Annotated in this window: 18 protein-coding genes; 11 read left to right on the forward strand and 7 right to left on the reverse strand. The window is 69.7% G+C overall.

The window, feature by feature from the left end:
* Positions 1–79: 79 nt before the first annotated feature.
* Positions 80–1,084 carry a Bug family tripartite tricarboxylate transporter substrate binding protein gene (locus AC6CR5_RS02220; protein ID WP_006387025.1) on the forward strand — a complete coding sequence of 335 codons (1,005 nt, stop codon included), beginning with the start codon at positions 80–82 and terminating at the stop codon, positions 1,082–1,084.
* A complete protein-coding gene (locus tag AC6CR5_RS02225) occupies positions 1,081–1,803 on the forward strand; it encodes an SDR family NAD(P)-dependent oxidoreductase (RefSeq protein WP_047992843.1) in 723 nt (240 codons plus the stop codon). The genes AC6CR5_RS02220 and AC6CR5_RS02225 overlap by 4 nt, the downstream gene beginning before the upstream one ends.
* Positions 1,804–1,845: 42 nt before the next feature.
* Here the strand turns inward: AC6CR5_RS02225 and AC6CR5_RS02230 are convergent, their stop codons facing one another.
* Both AC6CR5_RS02230 and AC6CR5_RS02235 read right to left on the reverse strand, forming a co-directional pair.
* Positions 1,846–2,232: a hypothetical protein gene (locus AC6CR5_RS02230; protein WP_047992963.1), complete on the reverse strand. Its 387-nt coding sequence runs from the start codon at positions 2,230–2,232 to the stop codon at positions 1,846–1,848.
* Between the two features lie 91 nt (positions 2,233–2,323).
* Positions 2,324–3,295, reverse strand: a complete 972-nt coding sequence (locus tag AC6CR5_RS02235; protein WP_020927220.1) for a GlxA family transcriptional regulator — start codon at positions 3,293–3,295, stop codon at positions 2,324–2,326.
* On the opposite strand from AC6CR5_RS02235, the gene AC6CR5_RS02240 reads away from it, so the two are divergent.
* The gene (locus tag AC6CR5_RS02240) at positions 3,290–3,994 is read left to right on the forward strand and encodes a DJ-1/PfpI family protein (protein WP_047992842.1); all 705 of its coding nucleotides are present in this window, start codon (positions 3,290–3,292) and stop codon (positions 3,992–3,994) included. The genes AC6CR5_RS02235 and AC6CR5_RS02240 overlap by 6 nt on opposite strands.
* Here AC6CR5_RS02240 and AC6CR5_RS02245 read toward each other — a convergent pair.
* Positions 3,951–4,433: an Lrp/AsnC family transcriptional regulator gene (locus AC6CR5_RS02245; RefSeq protein WP_006387030.1), complete on the reverse strand. Its 483-nt coding sequence runs from the start codon at positions 4,431–4,433 to the stop codon at positions 3,951–3,953. The two genes, AC6CR5_RS02240 and AC6CR5_RS02245, sit on opposite strands and share 44 nt — an antisense overlap.
* 132 nt (positions 4,434–4,565) lie before the next feature.
* Here AC6CR5_RS02245 and AC6CR5_RS02250 point away from each other — a divergent pair, with 132 nt between their 5' ends.
* Entirely contained in the window at positions 4,566–5,195 is a 630-nt protein-coding gene (locus tag AC6CR5_RS02250; protein ID WP_026383643.1) for a LysE family translocator, read from the forward strand.
* Positions 5,196–5,286: 91 nt separating this feature from the next.
* Here the strand turns inward: AC6CR5_RS02250 and AC6CR5_RS02255 are convergent, their stop codons facing one another.
* From AC6CR5_RS02255 to AC6CR5_RS02265, 3 genes are all read right to left on the reverse strand, one after another.
* Entirely contained in the window at positions 5,287–7,197 is a 1,911-nt protein-coding gene (locus AC6CR5_RS02255) for an ABC transporter ATP-binding protein (RefSeq protein ID WP_047992841.1), read from the reverse strand.
* Between the two features lie 396 nt (positions 7,198–7,593).
* Positions 7,594–9,486 carry a TRAP transporter large permease gene (locus AC6CR5_RS02260; protein WP_047992840.1) on the reverse strand — a complete coding sequence of 631 codons (1,893 nt, stop codon included), beginning with the start codon at positions 9,484–9,486 and terminating at the stop codon, positions 7,594–7,596.
* Positions 9,483–10,496 (reverse strand): TRAP transporter substrate-binding protein, encoded by a 1,014-nt coding sequence (locus AC6CR5_RS02265; RefSeq protein ID WP_026383642.1) that lies wholly within the window; start codon positions 10,494–10,496, stop codon positions 9,483–9,485. Before AC6CR5_RS02265 ends, AC6CR5_RS02260 begins: the two co-directional genes overlap by 4 nt.
* Positions 10,497–10,731: 235 nt before the next feature.
* Here AC6CR5_RS02265 and AC6CR5_RS02270 point away from each other — a divergent pair, with 235 nt between their 5' ends.
* The 7 genes from AC6CR5_RS02270 to AC6CR5_RS02300 all read left to right on the forward strand — a co-directional run bounded on the left by AC6CR5_RS02270 (position 10,732) and on the right by AC6CR5_RS02300 (position 16,689).
* The gene (locus AC6CR5_RS02270; protein WP_035200224.1) at positions 10,732–11,559 is read left to right on the forward strand and encodes an IclR family transcriptional regulator; all 828 of its coding nucleotides are present in this window, start codon (positions 10,732–10,734) and stop codon (positions 11,557–11,559) included.
* A gap of 44 nt (positions 11,560–11,603) precedes the next feature.
* The gene (locus AC6CR5_RS02275) at positions 11,604–12,776 is read left to right on the forward strand and encodes an acetyl-CoA acetyltransferase (protein WP_020927227.1); all 1,173 of its coding nucleotides are present in this window, start codon (positions 11,604–11,606) and stop codon (positions 12,774–12,776) included.
* Complete coding sequence (locus tag AC6CR5_RS02280; RefSeq protein WP_054499892.1) at positions 12,773–14,404, forward strand: acyl-CoA synthetase; 1,632 nt, start codon at positions 12,773–12,775, stop codon at positions 14,402–14,404. The genes AC6CR5_RS02275 and AC6CR5_RS02280 overlap by 4 nt, the downstream gene beginning before the upstream one ends.
* 84 nt (positions 14,405–14,488) lie before the next feature.
* Entirely contained in the window at positions 14,489–15,253 is a 765-nt protein-coding gene (locus AC6CR5_RS02285) for an SDR family NAD(P)-dependent oxidoreductase (RefSeq protein WP_006387038.1), read from the forward strand.
* 58 nt (positions 15,254–15,311) lie between these two features.
* Positions 15,312–15,875, forward strand: a complete 564-nt coding sequence (locus tag AC6CR5_RS02290; RefSeq protein WP_049054485.1) for a PCC domain-containing protein — start codon at positions 15,312–15,314, stop codon at positions 15,873–15,875.
* A gap of 2 nt (positions 15,876–15,877) precedes the next feature.
* Positions 15,878–16,270: a PPC domain-containing DNA-binding protein gene (locus tag AC6CR5_RS02295; RefSeq protein WP_006387040.1), complete on the forward strand. Its 393-nt coding sequence runs from the start codon at positions 15,878–15,880 to the stop codon at positions 16,268–16,270.
* Positions 16,271–16,344: 74 nt separating this feature from the next.
* Entirely contained in the window at positions 16,345–16,689 is a 345-nt protein-coding gene (locus tag AC6CR5_RS02300) for a hypothetical protein (protein ID WP_053498039.1), read from the forward strand.
* Here the strand turns inward: AC6CR5_RS02300 and AC6CR5_RS02305 are convergent.
* Positions 16,676–17,638: a LysR family transcriptional regulator gene (locus tag AC6CR5_RS02305; RefSeq protein WP_024068561.1), complete on the reverse strand. Its 963-nt coding sequence runs from the start codon at positions 17,636–17,638 to the stop codon at positions 16,676–16,678. The genes AC6CR5_RS02300 and AC6CR5_RS02305 overlap by 14 nt on opposite strands.
* Positions 17,639–17,733: the final 95 nt, after the last annotated feature.

Genomic DNA, 17,733 nt, shown 5'->3' on the forward strand with positions numbered 1-17,733 from the left:
GGGCGCCCATCGACAGCATCCGCCCCGAGGCGGAGCCAGAAGAAATCCGCGCCAAGCGGATTCGCGAGGAGACAGATCCATGACGCATTCCCTGCACAGGCGCGCCGGGCGGCGCGCGCTGGCCACGGCGGCGCTGGCCGTGCTGGCCGCGGCCCCGATCCATGCGGTCCAGGCGGCCGGCTATCCGGAGCATCCCGTCACCGTGGTCGTGCCGTATCCGCCGGGTGGCGGCGCCGACATCTTCGGCCGCGCCATCGCCAACGCGCTGCAGCCGGGCCTGAAGCAGACCGTGCTGGTCGAGAACAAGCCGGGCGCGGGCGGCAACATCGGCATGGCCTACGTGGCGCGCGCCAAGGCCGACGGCTACACGCTGGGCCTGGGCACCATCGGCACGCAGACCATCAACCAGTTCCTGTACAACAACATGGCGTTCGACCCCGAGCGCGACCTGGTGCCGATCGCGCTGGTGTCGACCACGCCCAACGTCATCGCCGTCAGCGCCAAGTCGCCCTACAGGACGGTGGCCGACGTGATCCAGGCGGCGCGCCAGAACAAGGAAAAGAAACTGACCTATGCGTCGCCCGGCATCGGTTCGTCGGTGCACCTGACCGGGGCCTACTTCGAGGCCATGGCTGGCGTGACCATGCTGCACGTGCCGTTCAAGGGCACCTCGGCGTCGCTGCCGGCGGTGGCGGGCGGCCAGGTCGACCTGCTGTTCGACAACCTGCCCGGCGCGCTGGCGCAGATCAAGGACGGCAACCTGGTGCGGGGCGTGGCGGTGACGTCGGCGGCGCGCGATGCCTCGCTGCCCGACCTGCCTACCGTGGCCGAGTCCGGCCTGCCGGGCTTTGACGTGACGGCCTGGTTCGCCCTGTACGCGCCGCGCGGCACGCCGGAGCCGGTGGTGCGCCAGCTGATCGAGGCGGCGCGCAGCGGCCTGGGCTCGCAGGCCATTGCCACCAATTTCGCCACCATGGGCGCGCGGCCCGGCACGCTGTTCGGCGCCGACCTGGCCGCGTTCGAAAGACAGGAACGCGCCAAATGGGGCGGCCTCATCAAGGACAAGGGAATCACGGCGCAATGACAACCCCCATCGCATTGGTCACCGGCGGCAGCCGGGGCATCGGACGCGCCATCGTCGCGCGCCTGTTGCAGGACGGCTTCGAGGTCGTCAACTTCAGCCGTCGGCCGCCGGACGCGGCGCTGCCGGGCGAAACCTTCCAGTCCGTGGACCTGGGCGATGCCGCCGCCACGGCCGCGGCCGCCACCGCGCTGGCGGCGGCGCGGCCGGTGCTGCACCTGGTCAACAACGCCGGCATGATCCAGGTCGCCGACATCGAAGCCGTGACCCAGGAGGAACTGGCGCGCATGGTGGCGGTGAACCTGACCGCGCCATTGCTGTTGATGCAGGCGCTGCTGCCCGGCATGCGCCAGGCGGGCTACGGCCGGGTCGTCAACATCGGCAGCCGCGCCGGCCTGGGCAAGCCGGGCCGCACGGTCTACGGCGCCACCAAGTCCGGCCTGGTGGGCATGACACGCACCTGGGCGCTGGAACTGGGCCAGGCCGGCATCACGGTCAACACCGTGGCGCCCGGGCCGATCGCCACCGAACTGTTCGACCAGTCCAACCCGCCGGGCGACCCCAGGACCGTGGCGCTGGAGGCCGCCATCCCGGTGGGGCGCATCGGCCGGCCCGAGGACGTGGCGCACGCGGTGTCGTCGTTCCTGGACCGGCGCGCCGGCTTCATGACCGGGCAGGTGCTGTACGTCTGCGGCGGCATGTCGGTCGGTCTGGCCGGGTAGGCGTTCACACGGCGAAGCGCCTCGCGCGGGGGCGCCGCCGCGTCAGTCGAGGCGCTCCAGCGGCCAGCGAAGTGGCGGCGTGATCTCCACCTGCAACCCGGCGCCGGCCAGCACGCCATGCAGCCGGATGGCCTCGAGCGCCAGGACGTTCTCGGCCACCGGCAGGTCCTGCGCGATGAGGTCGCGCGCCCGCTTGACGCCGATGCCCAGCGCCACCGCCAGGCGGGCGACGGCGCTGGCCGTGGGCAGGTCGCCGACCCGCACCCGCAGCGTGTAGGGCGTGCGGTCCATGATCGGGTGGTGCGGATTGGTGGTCGCCACCATCCAGCCACAGCCGCCGCAGCGCGCGATCAGGCTCAGCCCCTGTTCGGTGACGGTCTGGGGCTGGCCGCATTCCGGGCAGGGGGAGGACGGGGCGGATTCGCTCATGGCGTATGGAAAACGGGCCTGGACGGGATGATAGGGGCAGTCCGCGCGCGGCGGCAATGCCGGCGCAAGGTTTGTCTTGGCGCGACCGGCCCTAGGGCCTGCCCGCTGCCCCGAGAGCATGGCGCACGGCCTTGTCCGAGGCCCTGCCGGCCGCGCGCAGAGCGCCTTCGCGCTCGCGCCGCAACTGGCGCAGGACCTCGGCCGGCGTCACGCCGAAATGCGCCGCGAACTTGCGCTGGAAGGTGCGGCGCGACATATGGCAGGCGTCGGCCATGTCGTCGACCGACCAGCGCGCCGACAGGCTGGCCTCGATCTTCTCCACCAGGTCGCGGAACGGCGCCGCCAGGCGGTCCTGCAGGCGCAACGACTGGCTGTACTGGCGCTGGTCGCCGTCGCGCCGCATGAAGACCACCAGGCGGCGCGCCACGTCCTGCGACACCCGCGCGCCCACGTCGCGCTCGATCAGCGCCAGCGCCAGGTCGATGCCGGCGGTCACGCCCGCCGAGGTCCAGACGGCGCCGCTTTCGATGTAGATGCGATCATCTTCCACCTTCAGGCCGGGATGCAGCTGGCGCAGGCGGTCGGCCGAGCGCCAGTGGGTGGTGACGCGGCGGCCATCGAGCAGGCCGGCAGCGGCCAGCAGGAAGGCGCCGGTGCACACGCTGCAGGTGCGGCGTGCCTGCGGGCTGCGGCGGCGCAGCCAGGCCAGGGTTTCGCCATGGGCGGCGGCCTGGTCGATGCCGGGGCCGCCCGGCACGAACAGCATGTCGATCGGCGCGTCGTCGTCGGTGGCGAAGGTGGCGTTGACCTGCATGCGCAGGCCCTGGTCCCAGGTGGCGACCACCGGCGTGGCCGCCACGGTGCTCAACTGGTAGCCGGCGCCGCCTTCGTCGTTGGCGCCGCTGAATGCCTGCCAGGGCCCGGCCAGGTCGAGCGGCTGGAAGCCGTCGTACAGCAGGAAGACAATGCGTTTTGGCGCGATCGTGCCGCCATTTGGCGCACGCGCGCCGGCCTGTCGGTCTACGCTGGCGGTTCCATTCTGCGAAGGAGCATCGTCGTGCATGTCAATATTCTCTTGTTCGAAGGGCTGACCCAGCTCGATATGACCGGGCCTTACGAGGTGCTCGCCGCCGCGCCCGGGTTCAGCGTCGATTTTGTCGCAAAATCGCCCGATCCGGTACGCAGCGATCGCGGCCTGTGTTTCGTGCCGACCCAGACGCTGGCGTCGGCGCCGTCCTGCGATCTGCTGGTGGTGCCGGGCGGGCCGGGCACGGATGATGCCATCCTCGACCCGGACTGGGTAGCCTTCACGCGCAGGCAGGCGTTGGGCGCGCGCTACGTCTTCGGCATCTGCACCGGTTCGCTGCTGCTGGGCGCGGCCGGCCTGCTGCGCGGCAAGCGCGCCTCCAGCCATTGGCGCGCGCGCGAACTGCTGGCGCATTTCGGCGCCGTGCCGACCGACGCGCGGCTGTGCGTGGACGGCAACGTCTTCACCGCCGGCGGCGTCACGTCGGGCATCGACATGGCCCTGAAGGTGGTGGCCACGCTGTGCGGCGACGAGGTCGCCAAGCTGATCCAGCTGCAGATCGAATACGACCCCGAGCCGCCGTTTCCCGGCGGCACGCCCAGGACCTCGGAACCGGACATCGTGCGGCAGTACCTGGCGCAGTCGCAGGCGCGCTTCGAGCAGCGCAGCGCCAAGGTGCGCCAGGCCGCGCTCAATGCCCCAGGTGGTCCAGCGGCAGCGGACTCTGCGGCTTGACGGTCTGGATGGCGAAGTTGCTGCGGATGTCCTTCACCCCTGGCAGCTTGAGCAGCGTGGTCAGCAGGAAGCGTTCGTAGGCGCGCAGGTCGGGCAGCACCACTTGCAGCAGGAAGTCCGATTCGCCCGACACCAGGTGCGCCGCCACCACTTCCGGCAGGGCGCAGACTTCCTTGCGGAACTGCTCGGCGTCACGCTCGTGGTGGCGCTCGACCTTGACGCCGACGAAGACGGTCAGGCCCAGTCCGACTTCGTCCGGCGCCAGCCGGGCCTCGTAGCCCTGGATCACGCCGGCTTCCTCCATCAACCGCACCCGCCGCAGGCAGGGCGAGGGCGACAGGCCGATCTGCTCGGCCAGCTCGACGTTGGTCAGTCGGCCGTTCTGCTGCAGGGCCTCGAGAATGCGCCGGTCATAGGCGTCCAATTGGCGTTTTGGCATGGAATGAAATTTTGGTGCGACTAATTGGATCAGTATGCCAATCATGTTATTCCTGTTGGCAGGAATAGCAAGCACATGCCGATGCCTTTTCCCTAGAATGATCGCCATTTCCTGCTGCACGGAGCGTGGCTCATGGCCGATATGGCGTTGTTTCTCGGGGCATTGTTGATTGTCTATGTGGTGCCGGGGCCGGACATGATCCTGCTGCTTGAAACCGGGGCGCTGCGCGGGCGCGGCCAGGCGCTGGCGGTGGCCGTGGGCCTGGCCCTGGCGCGCGCCGCCCACGTGACGCTGGCGGCGCTGGGGCTGGCGGCGCTGTTCAAGACCCATCCGTGGGCCTTCGACGCGGCGCGCACCGTGGGCGGCGGCTACCTGATCTGGCTGGGCTTGCGGTTGCTGCGCGCCGGTCCCATGTCGTACGGCGTGGCGCACGAGGCGCAGGCGGCCGCGCGCGGCAAAGGGCTTGGCGCGGCGTTGCTCAGCGGGGTGCTGACCAACGTGCTCAACCCCAAGGCGTTGTTGTTCTGCTCGGTGCTGCTGCCGCAGTTCGTGTCGCCCGCGCAAGGGCCGATCGGCCAGCAGTTCGCGCTGCTGGGCGTGATCCTGGTCAGCCTGGGGCTGACCTTCGACGTGTTGTGCGCCCTGGCCGGCGGCGCGCTGGGGCGCTGGATGGCGGCGCATCCGCGGGTGCAGAAATGGCAGGGCGCCGTGTTCGGCGGCGCGCTGATCGCCTTCGGCCTGCGGCTGACGCTGAATCGCTGAGGCGGCCCAGGACGGGAGCCGCGCGGGCGGCGCGTGCGGGACGCGCCGGCGGCAAAGAAAAAAAAGGCCTGACTTGTGTCAGGCCTTTTGCCTACTTGCCGAAGGCGAAGGACGCTTCGTCCTGGTCTTGGCCTTGGTCCTGGTCTTCGCCATCGGCGCGCGCCGGCACGGGGCGGGCGCCGTCGGCCAGCATCTCCGCCTGCGTCAGGCCCTTGGTCAGCTCCAGGGCCTGGCGCTCGAACAGGCGCCGGTACAGGCCGCCCTTCAGGCGAATCAGCTGGTCGTGGCTGCCTTCCTCGATGATGCGGCCGCGGTCCATCACCAGCAGGCGGTCCAGCGCGCGCACCGTCGACAGGCGGTGCGCCACCACCAGCGTGCTGCGGCCGACCATCAGGCGTTCCATGGCCTGCTGGATCAGCACCTCGCTTTCGCTGTCCAGGCTCGACGTGGCTTCGTCCAGGATCAGGATCGGCGCGTCCGCCAGGAAGGCCCGGGCGATCGCCACGCGCTGGCGTTCGCCGCCCGACAGCTTGACGCCGCGCTCGCCCACCAGCGTCTCGTAGCCCTTGGGCAGGGCCATGATGAAGTCATGCGCGCTGGCCAGCCGCGCCGCTTGCTCGATCTCGGCCTGCGTCGCGCCAGGGCGGGCGTAGGCGATGTTCTCGGCCAGCGTGCGGTGAAACAGCACCGGCTCCTGCTGCACGATGGCGATCTGGCTGCGCAGCGACGCCTGCTTGACCTGGGCGATGTCCTGCCCGTCGATGGTGATGCGGCCGCCGTTGACGTCATACAGGCGCTGGATCAGCTTGATGAACGTGGTCTTGCCCGAACCCGAATGCCCGACCAGGCCGACCCGCTCGCCCGGCGCGATGCGCGCCGAGAAGCGGTCGTACAGCGCCACGTCGTGCCGGCCATAGCGGAAGGTCACGTCCTCGAAGCGGATCTCGCCGGCCGTGACGCGGATCTCGCCCGCGCCGGCGCGGTCGTCCACGCCCAGCGGCTGCTTCTCCAGCGCCACCAGTTCCTCCATGTCGTTGACCGAGCGCTGCAGGTTGCGGATGTGCATGCCCACGTCGCGCAGGTGGCCCTGCAGCATGAAGAACATCGTCAGCGCGAAGGTGATGTCGCCGACGCTGGCCTGGTTGCGCGACCACAGCAGCAGCGACGCGCCCAGGATGCCGGCCTGCATCGCCACCAGCATCGCGCCCTGGATGCCGCCGTTGATCGTGGCGCGGATCCAGGTGCGGCGCGTGCGGCGGCGCCACTTGTCGACCACGCGTCCCAGGCGTCCTTCTTCGCGCGTTTCCGCGCCGAAGGCCTTGACCACCGGGTTACAGCTGATGGCGTCGGCCAGCGCGCCTCCCATGCGGGTGTCCCAGGCGTTGCTCAGCCGCGCCGCCGGCGCCACATAGCCCAGCGACAGCACCGCCGTCACCGCGATGTACAGCACCGAGCCCAGGCCCACCACCAGGCCCATCACCGGCCAGTACACGCCCAGCAGCACGGTGGCGCCGACCAGCATCACCACCGACGGCAGCAGCGCCACCAGCAGCGTGTCGTTCAGCACGTCCACCGCCCACATGCCGCGCGTGATCTTGCGCACGGTTGAGCCAGCGAAGCTGTTGGCATGCCAGTCGGTGGAAAAGCGCTGCACGCGGTAGAAGGCGTTGGACACCATGCCGTTCATCATCTTCAGGGTGAAGACGATGATGTTCTGGAACACGCCCTGGCGCAGCAGCGTGCCGCCGATGCCCAGCGCGATCAGCAGCCAGAACGCGGTGACGGCCGCGCCCCAGACCTGCGCGTCGGACGAGGCGCCGGAGGCCACGGCGTCGACCAGCCGGCCCGCGTACAGCGGGGTCAGCACATCGGCCACGGCCGACAACAGGGCCAGCGCGACGATGAGGGTGGTGCGCCAGGGCTGGGCGCGCCAATAGCGGAAGGTAAAGCCGAGGACGTCCTTGAAGGCTTGTCCTCGCAGATCGATTTTTGTTCGATTCATTGCGATCGCCCGGCAACGCGAAGGCGCCGGTTTCCTTTTGGGAAGAAGGTGATACGACCTGCGCCTCATGGCGCGGGCATTGCGTTCAGGGGTTTGGGGCGGGCACGGCGGACCAGTCGCCAGGTAGTCTGGCGATGGGGCCGCGCGGGCGACGACTTAATGGCGTCGCGGAGATACGCGCGGGATGGCGGTATGCGGATTCATCATCTTGCGCCTCCCAGGTGTAGGTGAAGGGAAAAAAGAATGGGCACAGGCCCGAATTGAAGATTCTATAGAAGTGGTGTAGGCGGATCAACCGCGCGAGCGGTGGGGGAATGCTCGCGTGTGGGTTTTTCCCCACGGCGGTAGGTGCGCCGGCGCGCCGCGCCACGTGGGCGCGGCGGCCGGCCAGGCGCATTACTTCAGGAACCCCGTCGAGATCCACGGCACCGCGGCAATGACCACGATGCCGACCGCCATCGAACCCAGGTAGCCCAGGATGGGCCGGATGCCGGCTTCGGGCGCGACCCGGCCGATGGCGCAGGCGGCGTAGTAGCCTACCCCGAACGGCGGCGCGAACAGGCCCAGGCCCATCGCCAGGATCACCACCATCGCGTAATGGACCTCGTGGATGCCCATCTGGTGCGCGATCGGGAACAGCAACGGACCGAACAGCACGATGGCGGGGATGCCCTCCAGCACGCTGCCCAGGATGACGAACGCCACGATCGACACCGCCATGAAGGTGGCCGCGCCGCCGGGCAGGCCCGCCATGGCCTGCGCCAGCTGGGTCGAGAAGCCCGATTGCGTCAGCGCCCAGGCCATGGCGGTGGCGGTGCCGATGATCAGCAGGATCGAGCCCGACAGGCAGGCGGTGTCCACCAGCATGGGCTTGAGCCGCTTGGCGTCGAAGCAGCGGTAGACCAGCAGCCCGATCAGCGTGGCATAGACGATGCCGATGGTGGACACCTCGGTGGCGGTGGCCACGCCCTCGACCACGGCCGCGCGGATCACGAAGGGCAGCGCCAGCGCCGGCAGCGCCACCAGCAGGGCGCGGCCGATCTGGCGGCCGCTGGCCTTGCGCACCGCGCTCAGGTCTTCGCGGCGGTTGCGCCACCAGACCACCAGGCACAGCATCACGCCCAGCACCAGCCCGGGCAGCAGGCCGCCGGTGAACAGCGCCGTGATCGACACGCCGGTGACCGAGCCGATGGTGATCAGCACCAGGCTGGGCGGCACGGTCTCGGTCTGCGCGCCGGTGGCCGACAGCAGCGCCACCAGGTCGCCCTCGTCGGCGCCGCGTTCGCGCATTTCGGGAAACAGCACCGGCGCCACCGCCGCCATGTCGGCCGCCTTGGCGCCCGAGATGCCCGAGACCACGTACATGGCGCCGATCAGCACGTACGACAGGCCGCCGCGCACGTGGCCCAGCAGGCTGGCCAGGAAGGCCACCATGCGCTTGGCCATGCCGGTCATCTCGATCAGCACCCCCAGGAACACGAACAGCGGCACCGCCAGCAGGATCAGGTGCGACATGCCTTCGTCCATGCGCCCGACCACCACCATCATCGGCACGTCGGTGGTCAGCGACAGGTAGCCGAAGGTGGCCAGCCCGAACGAGAAGGCGATCGGCACGCCCGCGAACACCGTGGCCGCCACCACGCCGACGAAGAAGATCAGCAGGTTCAGGTTGCCCAGTCCCGCCAGCACCGGCTGCAGCGCCGTCATGGCGGCCACCACGCCGCCGACCAGCAGCAGCGCCAGGCCGGTGACGCGCCACTGCGCGCGTTCGACCAGCCGCAGCAGCGCGATCAGCAGCATCAGCGCGGTGCCCACCGGCAAGGCGGCGGCGCGCCAGACGTTGGGGATTTCCAGCGCGGCGGTGGTGACGTACTGTTCCTCCGAGGCGTACTCGTAGCCCGGCGCCTGCAGCAGCAGCAGGAACGCCAGCGCCGCCGCCACGGCCACCATGTCGAGCAGCGCGCGGGTGGCGGGCGAGGCGCGATTGACCAGCGCGCCCATGCGCATGTGCTCGCCGCGGCGAAAGGCGATCACCGCGCCCAGCATGGCCAGCCACAGGAACAGGATCGAGGCCAGCTCGTCGGACCACACCAGCGGCGTGTGCAGCACGTAGCGCGCCACGATGCCCGAGAACAGGATGACGATTTCCGCGACCACCAGGATGGCCGCGGGAATCTCCACCAGGTGGCCCAGGGCATTGTCGGCGGCGATGGCCCAGGGCCGCCGGCTGCCCGGGGCGGCACCGGCCGTGGGCAGCACTTCCGCCGGATGCGTGAGCGCAGCCCTCATGACAGGCTCCCGGCGGCCTGCTCCAGCAGGCCCCAGGCCTTGTCGCCGTATTTTTCCTTCCAGCTGGCGTAGAAGCCGGCGCGGCGCAGCGCGTCGCGGATGGGCGCGGGGTCGGGGGTGTTGAAGGCCAGGCCCTGCTCGGCCAGCTTGGCCTGCAGCTGATTGTTGAGCGCCAGCACGTCGGCGCGCTCGGCCATGCCGGCGGCGTTGATGTGTTTGGCGACGATCTCGCGGATGTCGGCCGGCAGCTTCTCCCAGGCGCGGCGGTTGCCCAGGAACCAGAAGCCGTCCCACATGTGGTTGGTCATCGAGCAGTACTTCTGCACTTCGTACAGCTTGGCGGTCTGGATGATGGCCAGGGGGTTTTCCTGCGCGTCCACCACGCGGGTCTGCAGCGCCGAATAGGTTTCGTTGAAGTTGATGCTGGCCGGCGACGAGCCGAGGGCCTTGAACATCGAGGTCCACAGCGGGCTGACCGGCACGCGGATCTTCAGGTCGCGGAAATCGTCCGGGCCGGTAATGGCGCGCGAGCTGGTGGTGACCTGGCGAAAGCCGTTGTCCCAGATGCGATCCATGACGAACAGGCCCTTGCCATTGATGTCGGCGCGGATGTGGGCGCCCAGGTCGCCGTCCATGGCCTTCCAGACCGAAGCGTAATCGGGGAAGGCGAAGCCCACGCCGCTGATCGACGCGCTGGGCACCAGGGTCGACAGGATCAGGCCCGACAGGGTGAAGAACTCGACGGCGCCGGCGCGCAACTGGCTCAGGGTGTCGGTGTCGGAACCCAGCTGGCTGCTGGGGAACACCGCCAGTTCGAAGCGGCCGCCGGTGTCCTTGAGGATGTTCTGCGCGGCCTCGTTGGCGCGCAGGTTCATCGGATGCGAGGGCGGCAGGTTGTTGGCGTACTTGTAACGGAACTGGGGCGCCGCCAGCGTGCGCTGGAACGGGGCCAGGGCAAGCAGCGCGCCGCCTCCCGCGGCGCGCATGAGGTTGCGTCGAGTCGTGTTCATGCTGTCTCCTTGGTTATGAGATCCGGCCGCCGTCGAGGACGGCCGGATAAAGCGCCTTGCCAGGCTTGTTGCTTTATCTTTGCATGAGGTCCATTATATGGACCTTATTACTACCCTTAAATTAATTAAATCATATTGATTAGCTAGCGTAAATCTATAAAACTGGTGCAGAATGAAAAAACAAAATCACATTGATGGTCCACAAAATGGACCTGATGAAAAAACAGGCGGAGACGTGACGGAGACCTCATCCCAGGTCGGTGGCGCCCAGGCGATATCCCGCGCAATGCTGGTGCTGCGCGCGGTGTCGCGCACCCGCGGCGAAGGCGCGGGCCTGCTGGCGTTGACGCGCGACACCGGCATGAGCAAGCCCACCGTGCACCGCATCCTGGCCGCGCTGGCCGCCGAAGGCATGGTCGAGCAGGACCTCGCCAGCCGCCGTTACTTTCTGGGCCCCGAATGCCACGTGCTGGGCAACATCGCCAGCGAGCGCTTCGGCATCAACCGGCTGGCCGCGCCGGTGGTGGCGCGGCTGGCCCACGAATGCGGTGATTCCGCCTTCTTTTCGCTGCGCCGCGACGTGTTCGCGGTCTGCGTGCTGCGCGAGGACGGCGACTACCCGCTCAAGACCCACGTGCTGTTGCCCGGCGATCGCCATCCGCTGGGCATCGGCGCCGGCAGCCTGGCCATCCTGGCGGCGCTGCCCGACGACGAAGTCGACGCCTGCCTGCAGGCCAATGCCGGCCTGATAGAACGGCGCTATCCGCATTACTCCGTGCCGCTGATCCGCACGCTGGTCGATGAGGTGCGAGAACAGGGCTATGCCGTCAACCGCGGCCTGGTGGTGCCGGGTTCGTGGGGCATCGGCATGCCGCTGCGCGACGAGCAGGGCCATGTGCTGGGCGCGCTCAGCATCGCCGCGGTCGAATCGCGCATGGACGAAGAAAGGCAGTTCCAGCTGGCCAAGCTGTTGTCACGCGAGGCCAAACGCCTGCTTGCGCAGGCCAACCCGGCAGGCCGCGAGGCGCGGGCGCGCCCGCCGGCCGCCAAGCCCAAGCCCTGATCCGCCATGCCGGCGGGGCGGGGCTGCCAACAGAGGAGACAGCAATGAGCAAGCGTGCCGTCATCGTGGGGTGGTCGCACATCCCATTCGGCAAACTCGACGACCCCGACACCGAAAGCCTGATGGCGCGGGTATCCGGCGCCGCGCTGGAGCACGCGGGCGTAAGTCCGCAGGCCGTGGACGGCATCTATGCCGGCGTCATGAACAGCGGTTTCCAGAAGCAGGATTTCCAGGCCGCGCTGGTGGCCCTGGCCGATCCGGCATTGGCCCATGTGCCGGCAACCAGGCTGGAGAACGCCTGCGCCACTGGGTCGGCCGCGCTGTACGCGGCCATGGATTTCATCGAGGCCGGGCGCGGCCGCGTGGCGCTGGTGGTGGGCGCTGAGAAAATGACCGCCCGCTCCACCGAGGACACCGGCGATATCCTGCTCAATGCCAGCTACCGCAAGGAAGAAGCCACGCTGCCGGGCGGCTTTGCCGGCGTGTTCAGCCGTATCGCCACGGCCTATTTCGAGCGCCATGGCGACCACGGCGAGGCGCTGGCCCGCATCGCCGCCAAGAACCACGCCAACGCGCTGGACAATCCCTATGCGCAGATCCGCAAGGACCTGGGCTTCGAGTTCTGCAATACCGTTTCCGAAAAAAATCCCTATGTGGCGGCGCCGCTGCGGCGCACCGATTGCTCGCCCATTTCCGACGGCGCGGCGGCGCTGGTGCTGGCCGACGCGGAAACGGCGGCGGACCTGCGCCGCGCCATCGGCTTTCGCGCGCGGCGCCACGTCAATGACTTCCTGCCGCTGAGCCGGCGCGATCCCATCGCCTTCGAGGGCGCGGCGCGGGCCTGGCGCGAGGCCTTGGCCGAGGCCGGCGCGACCCTGGACGATTTGAGCCTGGTGGAGACGCACGACTGCTTCACCATCGCCGAATTGATCGAGTACGAGGCCATGGGCCTGGCGCCGCGCGGCCATGGCGTGCGGGCATTGCGCGAAGGCTGGGTGCAGAAGGGCGGGCGCCTGCCCGTCAACCCGTCGGGCGGACTCAAGGCCAAGGGCCATCCGGTGGGCGCCACCGGCGTGTCGCAGCACGTCATGGCGTGCCTGCAACTGGCCGGCGAGGCGGGCGCCATGCAGGTGCCGGACGCGACGCTGGCCGGCGTCTTCAACATGGGCGGCGCGGCCGTGGCCAACTACGTCAGCATCCTGGAGCGCGTCAAATGAGCGGCCCGTTGCAGCAGGTCGCGGCGCCGCCCGGCGGCGTGGCGCCGGTATCGCGGCGGGTGATGAACCTGGCGCATTTCCTGGTGCAGGCGGCACGCCGCCATCCGGCGCGCGCCGCGCTGGTCTGCGGCCAGGCGCGCCTGAGTTGGCGCGAGCTGGACGCGCGCACCGCCGCGCTGGCGCGGGCGCTGGCCGAGCACGGGGTGGGCAAGGGCGACCGGGTGCTGGTTCACGCGCGCAACAGCTTCGCGTTCGCCGAAACCCTGTTTGCCGTGTTGCGGCTGGGCGCGGTCTGGGTGCCGACCAACTGCCGCATTTCACCGGACGAGGCCGTCTACCTGGCGCGGGCGGCCGGGGTCAAGGCCTTCCTGTGCGAGGGCCAGTCGCCGGCGCACGCCGCGGCGGTGGCGCAGGCCATGCCGGACCTGGCCCTGCTGGCGCGACTGGGCCCGGGCGAGTTCGGCGCGGCCGACACCGCCTCCCTGATCGATGCGCGCCTGCAGGACGCGCCGGCGGCCTGCGTCGACGTGGACTACGACGACCCCTGCTGGTTCTTCTTCACTTCCGGCACCACCGGCCATCCGAAGGCGGCGGTGCTGACGCATGGCCAGATGGCCTTCGTGCTGACCAATCACCTGTGCGACCTGATGCCGGGCACCACCGAACACGACGTCAGCCTGGTGGTGGCGCCCTTGTCGCATGGCGCGGGCATCCATTTCCTGACCCAGGTGGCGCGCGCGGCCGCCACCGTGCTGCCGGAGGGCGAGCGCTTCGACCCGGAAGAGGCCTGGCGCCTGGTGCAGGCGCACCGGGTGACCAACATGTTCACCGTGCCGACCATCGTCAAGCTGCTGGTCGAGCATCCGGCGGTGGACGCCTTCGACCACACCAGCCTGCGCTATGTGATCTACGCCGGCGCGCCGATGTACCGCGAAGACCAGAAGCGCGCGCTGGCCAAGCTGGGCCGTGTGCTGGTGCAGTACTTCGGGCTGGGCGAGGTCACCGGCAACATCACGGTGCTGCCGCCGGCGCAGCACCATGACGGCGACGGCCCCGAGGCGCGCGTGGGGACCTGCGGCTACGAGCGCATCGGCATGCAGGTCAGCATCCAGGACGAGGCCGGCAACCCGCTGCCGGCGGGCCGGACCGGCGAGATCTGCGTCTGCGGGCCGGCGGTGTTCGCCGGCTACTACGACAACCCGGCCGCCAACGCCAAGGCATTCCGCAACGGCTGGTTCCGCACCGGCGACCTGGGCTACCTGGACGACGCGGGGTATCTCTACATCACCGGCCGCGAATCCGATATGTACATCTCGGGCGGCTCCAATATCTATCCGCGCGAGGTCGAGGAAAAGGTGCTGGCGCATCCGGCGATCGCGGAGGCGGCCGTGCTGGGGGTGCCGGACCCGGTGTGGGGCGAGGTGGGGGTGATGGTGTGCGTGCTGCGACCCGGCGAGACACTGGAAGAGGAGGCCCTGCTGGCCTGGCTCGGATCGCGCATGGCGCGCTACAAGCTGCCGCGCCAGGTGTTCTTCTGGGATGCGCTGCCGCGGTCGGGCTACGGCAAGATCACCAAGAAGCTGGTGCGCGAGGCCCTGCGCGAGCGGGGCTGCCTGGCGCCTGCCTAGGAAACGGGGCCGCCGCGCGGCGGCCGCGCAAGAGGGTGCGGACATCGCGAACACATCGCGAGCACACAACGAGGAGACCGAGTCATGGATGGAGCGCAGGAAGCGGTGCTGGTCACGGGAGGCGCGTCGGGCATTGGCCTGGCCGTTGCGCGTGGCCTGCTGGGCGCGGGACGCCGGGTGCTGGTGGCCGACGTGTCGCAGGAACGACTGGACGAGGTGCGAGGCCTGGCGCCGGCGGATCGGTTGGGCTGCGTGCGGATGGATGTGTCCGACGAGGCGCAGGTGAGCGAGGCGATCGCGAGGCTGGAGTCCGACTTCGGGCCGATCGCCGGGCTGGTCAATTCGGCGGGTATCGGCCGCGACGTGCCGTTCCTGGAGACCGACGCGGCGTTGCTGCGGCGGATCCTGGAAGTGAACCTGGTGGGGTCGTTCGTGGTGGCGCGCGAGGCGGCCCGGCGCATGCGCGATCGCGGCCGCGGGTCGATCGTGAACATCGCGTCCGTGTCGGGCATCCGCGGCAACGCGGGCCGGGCGGCGTACGGGGCTTCCAAGGGAGGCGTGGTGACGCTGACCCGGGTGATGGCGGTGGAGCTGGCCGCCTACGGCATCCGCGTGAACGCGGTCGCGCCCGGGCCGATCGAGACGCCGCTGGTGAGCCAGATGCACACGGATGAGGCGCGCGCGGCCTGGCGTCGGGTGGTGCCGCAGCATCGCTACGCGGCGCCGGAGGAACTGAACGGCACCATCGGCTGGCTGCTGGACGAGTCGCAGTCCAGCTACGTGACCGGGCAGGTGATCTGTGTGGACGGCGGCTTCACCGCGGCGGGCATGCTGCCGGCGGTGCATTGACGCCCGCGTTTTCAGCTTTCATTCCCATCTTGCGCCACAAGCGCACGGAGTGCACATCATGCGAACCACCACCGTGGATCGTTCGTTGCGGGGATCACCGGTATTGCCCCGCCCCAGGACGCTGATACACCCGGGAGCCTTCAACCCGGTCCGGATACACAGCCGCTGCGCGCGGCGCGGCCGCCATGTCCGGCTGGCGCTGCAGCCCGGCGCCAGCCTGTTCGAGGCGCTGGTCAATGGCCTGGCGCCGCTGGGCGTGGAGAACGCCTCGATGACGCTGCTGAGCGGCGAATTCAGCCATCTCGACTACTGCACCGCGCCGCCGGACCCGGCGCATCTGCGGGTGGTGGCGTACACCGCGCCGATCGCGGCGGGCGCGGCCACGCTGATCTTCGGCAACGCCACGCTGGGCAAGGGCGACAACGGCGAGCCGCTGGTGCACTGTCACGCGGCGTTTTGCGATCAGGGCGGGGCGCTGCTGGGCGGGCACCTGATTCCGCAGACATCGATCGTGGGCGCGGGGCCGGTGACGGTACTGGTGACGGCGCTGGAAGGCTTCGAACTGCGCGCCACTTATGACGCCGAAACCAATTTGCGGCTACTGCAGCCGCGGGAGATCTGACGATGATGCCGGCCGAGGTCGAAAGCGGAAGCATGGGGCGGGTGGCGTATGCGCGCATCGGGCCCAACGAGGATCTGGTGCAGGGGGTGGAGAAGCTGTGCCTGGCGGAGGGGTTTCGCAACGCCTTCGTGCGCGGCGCGCTTGGGAGCCTGGTGGATGCCTGCCTGTATGCGCGCGGCGGGGAGGTGCGGCAGCTGGAGGGGCCGGCGGTGGAGATCGTGAGCCTGGCGGGAGAGGTGCGCGCGCAGGCGGACGGGTCGGTGGTGGCCTCGCTGTCGGGGGTGGTGGCGGACCCGGCGGGGCGGGTGCACGGCGGGGTGTTCGTCCCGGGGGCGAACCCTGTCTGCATGACGTTCGAGGTGACGTTGGAGGAGTGGCTGCCGGACGGCGGCTGAGGCGCGGGCGGGTGAGGCGCGATGCGGCGGCCGGGACGGATACACTTGGCCACCCATGCGCCAAGGAAAATGACATGAAACGCACCCTGTCGGCCGGCATCAGACTGGCCCTTGCGGCCTGCCTGATCTTCGCCGCGCTGTTTGTCGTCATCGGCGGCTGGACCACGGGCTATTCGTTGGAAAGCGTGATCTGGCTCGCGCTGACCGGCGCCATCTTCGGCGCGATCGGGGCGCCGGTCATCGAGCCGAAAGCGTTCCGCTATCCGGCGCTGTGGCAGGTCGGCTGCGCCGTGGCGGGATGCCTGCTGGTCGCGGCCCTGCTCGGCGCCGGCATCGACGGCTACCTGCTGGCCGTCGCGCTGGGCGTCCTGCTCGGCTATCTCGCGCCGTACTGGATCACGCGCGTCACGGGCCCTTGACCGGCCCTGGCCGCGGCCGCGCCGCCGGCTGCTTCGCGCGAAATCCGGCAAAGCCGCTCCAGCACTGCTGCGTGTAGCTGTAGAGCGCGTCCTGCGCCTTCAGCGGGCTGCGGCCGGCCAGCCGCGCGAGGACGTAGTGGCCCTGGCGCTGGGGATCGGGCGGCAGCGGTACTTCCACGAGCTGGCCGGCCTGCTGTTCCTGGCGGGTGACGCAGATGACGCCCAGCAGCAGGGTGTCGGTGGCGAGGGCCAGGCGGACCAGCGGGTCGAGATTCTCGCAGCGCACGCTGACCATCTGTTCGGGCGCGCCGGCGGCGCCCAGGGTTTCGGCCAGGCGCAGCGCGACCTCGGGACTGAGGGTACTGGAGGCGACCGGGTATTGGCGGATGTGCTCGATGGCGGGGCGGCGGTGGGCCAGGATGGGATGACCCTTGCGGCAGACCATGCCGGCGCGCAGGGGGGCGAGGGGGCGGGTTTCGATGTCGGCGGCGCCATGGAGCATGCGGGCGTCGCAAACCATGGCGTCGATGCGTTCGGCGCGCAGCAGGTCGACCAGGGCGGCCGTGGTGCCCAGTTCGGCGGCCACGCGCACCTGCGGGTAATGGGTGGCCATGTGGGCCAGGAAGGGCGTGAGCAGCAGCGAGGCGGGCGTGGGACTCAGCCCGATCGAAAGCGCGCCGGATTCGCCGCCGGCCAGGGTCTTGAGTTCGCGCCGCAGTTCGGCTTCCTCGTAGCGCATGCGGCGGGCGCGTTCGGCGACGCAGGCGCCGTAGGGCGTCAGGCGCACCTGGCGGGTGCCGCGGTCCAGCAACGGCAGGCCAAGCTCGGCCTCCAGCGCCTGGATGCTGCGGCTGAGCGCGGGCTGCGACAGATTGACCTTGTCGGCGGCGCGCGAAAAGGTGCCGTGTTCGACCACGGCGAGCAGGTGCTTGAGTTTCTGGAAGTCCATGTTCCAACCGCATGAATCGTATGAATTAAATGCATTGGAATTATAGATAGCGGCTCCGTATCATGGTCCGCGGACGGCGCCCGGCAGAGGCGCCG

Source organism: Achromobacter sp. EG18 (assembly GCF_059759395.1).

Coding starts and splice junctions, on each gene's coding strand:
- AC6CR5_RS02220 (WP_006387025.1), top strand. CDS start 80: ATGACGCATTCCCTGCACAGGCGCGCCGGGCGGCGCGCGCTGGCCACG.
- AC6CR5_RS02225 (WP_047992843.1), top strand. CDS start 1,081: ATGACAACCCCCATCGCATTGGTCACCGGCGGCAGCCGGGGCATCGGA.
- AC6CR5_RS02230 (WP_047992963.1), bottom strand. CDS start 2,232: ATGAGCGAATCCGCCCCGTCCTCCCCCTGCCCGGAATGCGGCCAGCCC.
- AC6CR5_RS02235 (WP_020927220.1), bottom strand. CDS start 3,295: ATGCACGACGATGCTCCTTCGCAGAATGGAACCGCCAGCGTAGACCGA.
- AC6CR5_RS02245 (WP_006387030.1), bottom strand. CDS start 4,433: ATGCCAAAACGCCAATTGGACGCCTATGACCGGCGCATTCTCGAGGCC.
- AC6CR5_RS02250 (WP_026383643.1), top strand. CDS start 4,566: ATGGCCGATATGGCGTTGTTTCTCGGGGCATTGTTGATTGTCTATGTG.
- AC6CR5_RS02255 (WP_047992841.1), bottom strand. CDS start 7,197: ATGAATCGAACAAAAATCGATCTGCGAGGACAAGCCTTCAAGGACGTC.
- AC6CR5_RS02260 (WP_047992840.1), bottom strand. CDS start 9,486: ATGAGGGCTGCGCTCACGCATCCGGCGGAAGTGCTGCCCACGGCCGGT.
- AC6CR5_RS02265 (WP_026383642.1), bottom strand. CDS start 10,496: ATGAACACGACTCGACGCAACCTCATGCGCGCCGCGGGAGGCGGCGCG.
- AC6CR5_RS02275 (WP_020927227.1), top strand. CDS start 11,604: ATGAGCAAGCGTGCCGTCATCGTGGGGTGGTCGCACATCCCATTCGGC.
- AC6CR5_RS02280 (WP_054499892.1), top strand. CDS start 12,773: ATGAGCGGCCCGTTGCAGCAGGTCGCGGCGCCGCCCGGCGGCGTGGCG.
- AC6CR5_RS02285 (WP_006387038.1), top strand. CDS start 14,489: ATGGATGGAGCGCAGGAAGCGGTGCTGGTCACGGGAGGCGCGTCGGGC.
- AC6CR5_RS02290 (WP_049054485.1), top strand. CDS start 15,312: ATGCGAACCACCACCGTGGATCGTTCGTTGCGGGGATCACCGGTATTG.
- AC6CR5_RS02295 (WP_006387040.1), top strand. CDS start 15,878: ATGATGCCGGCCGAGGTCGAAAGCGGAAGCATGGGGCGGGTGGCGTAT.
- AC6CR5_RS02300 (WP_053498039.1), top strand. CDS start 16,345: ATGAAACGCACCCTGTCGGCCGGCATCAGACTGGCCCTTGCGGCCTGC.
- AC6CR5_RS02305 (WP_024068561.1), bottom strand. CDS start 17,638: ATGGACTTCCAGAAACTCAAGCACCTGCTCGCCGTGGTCGAACACGGC.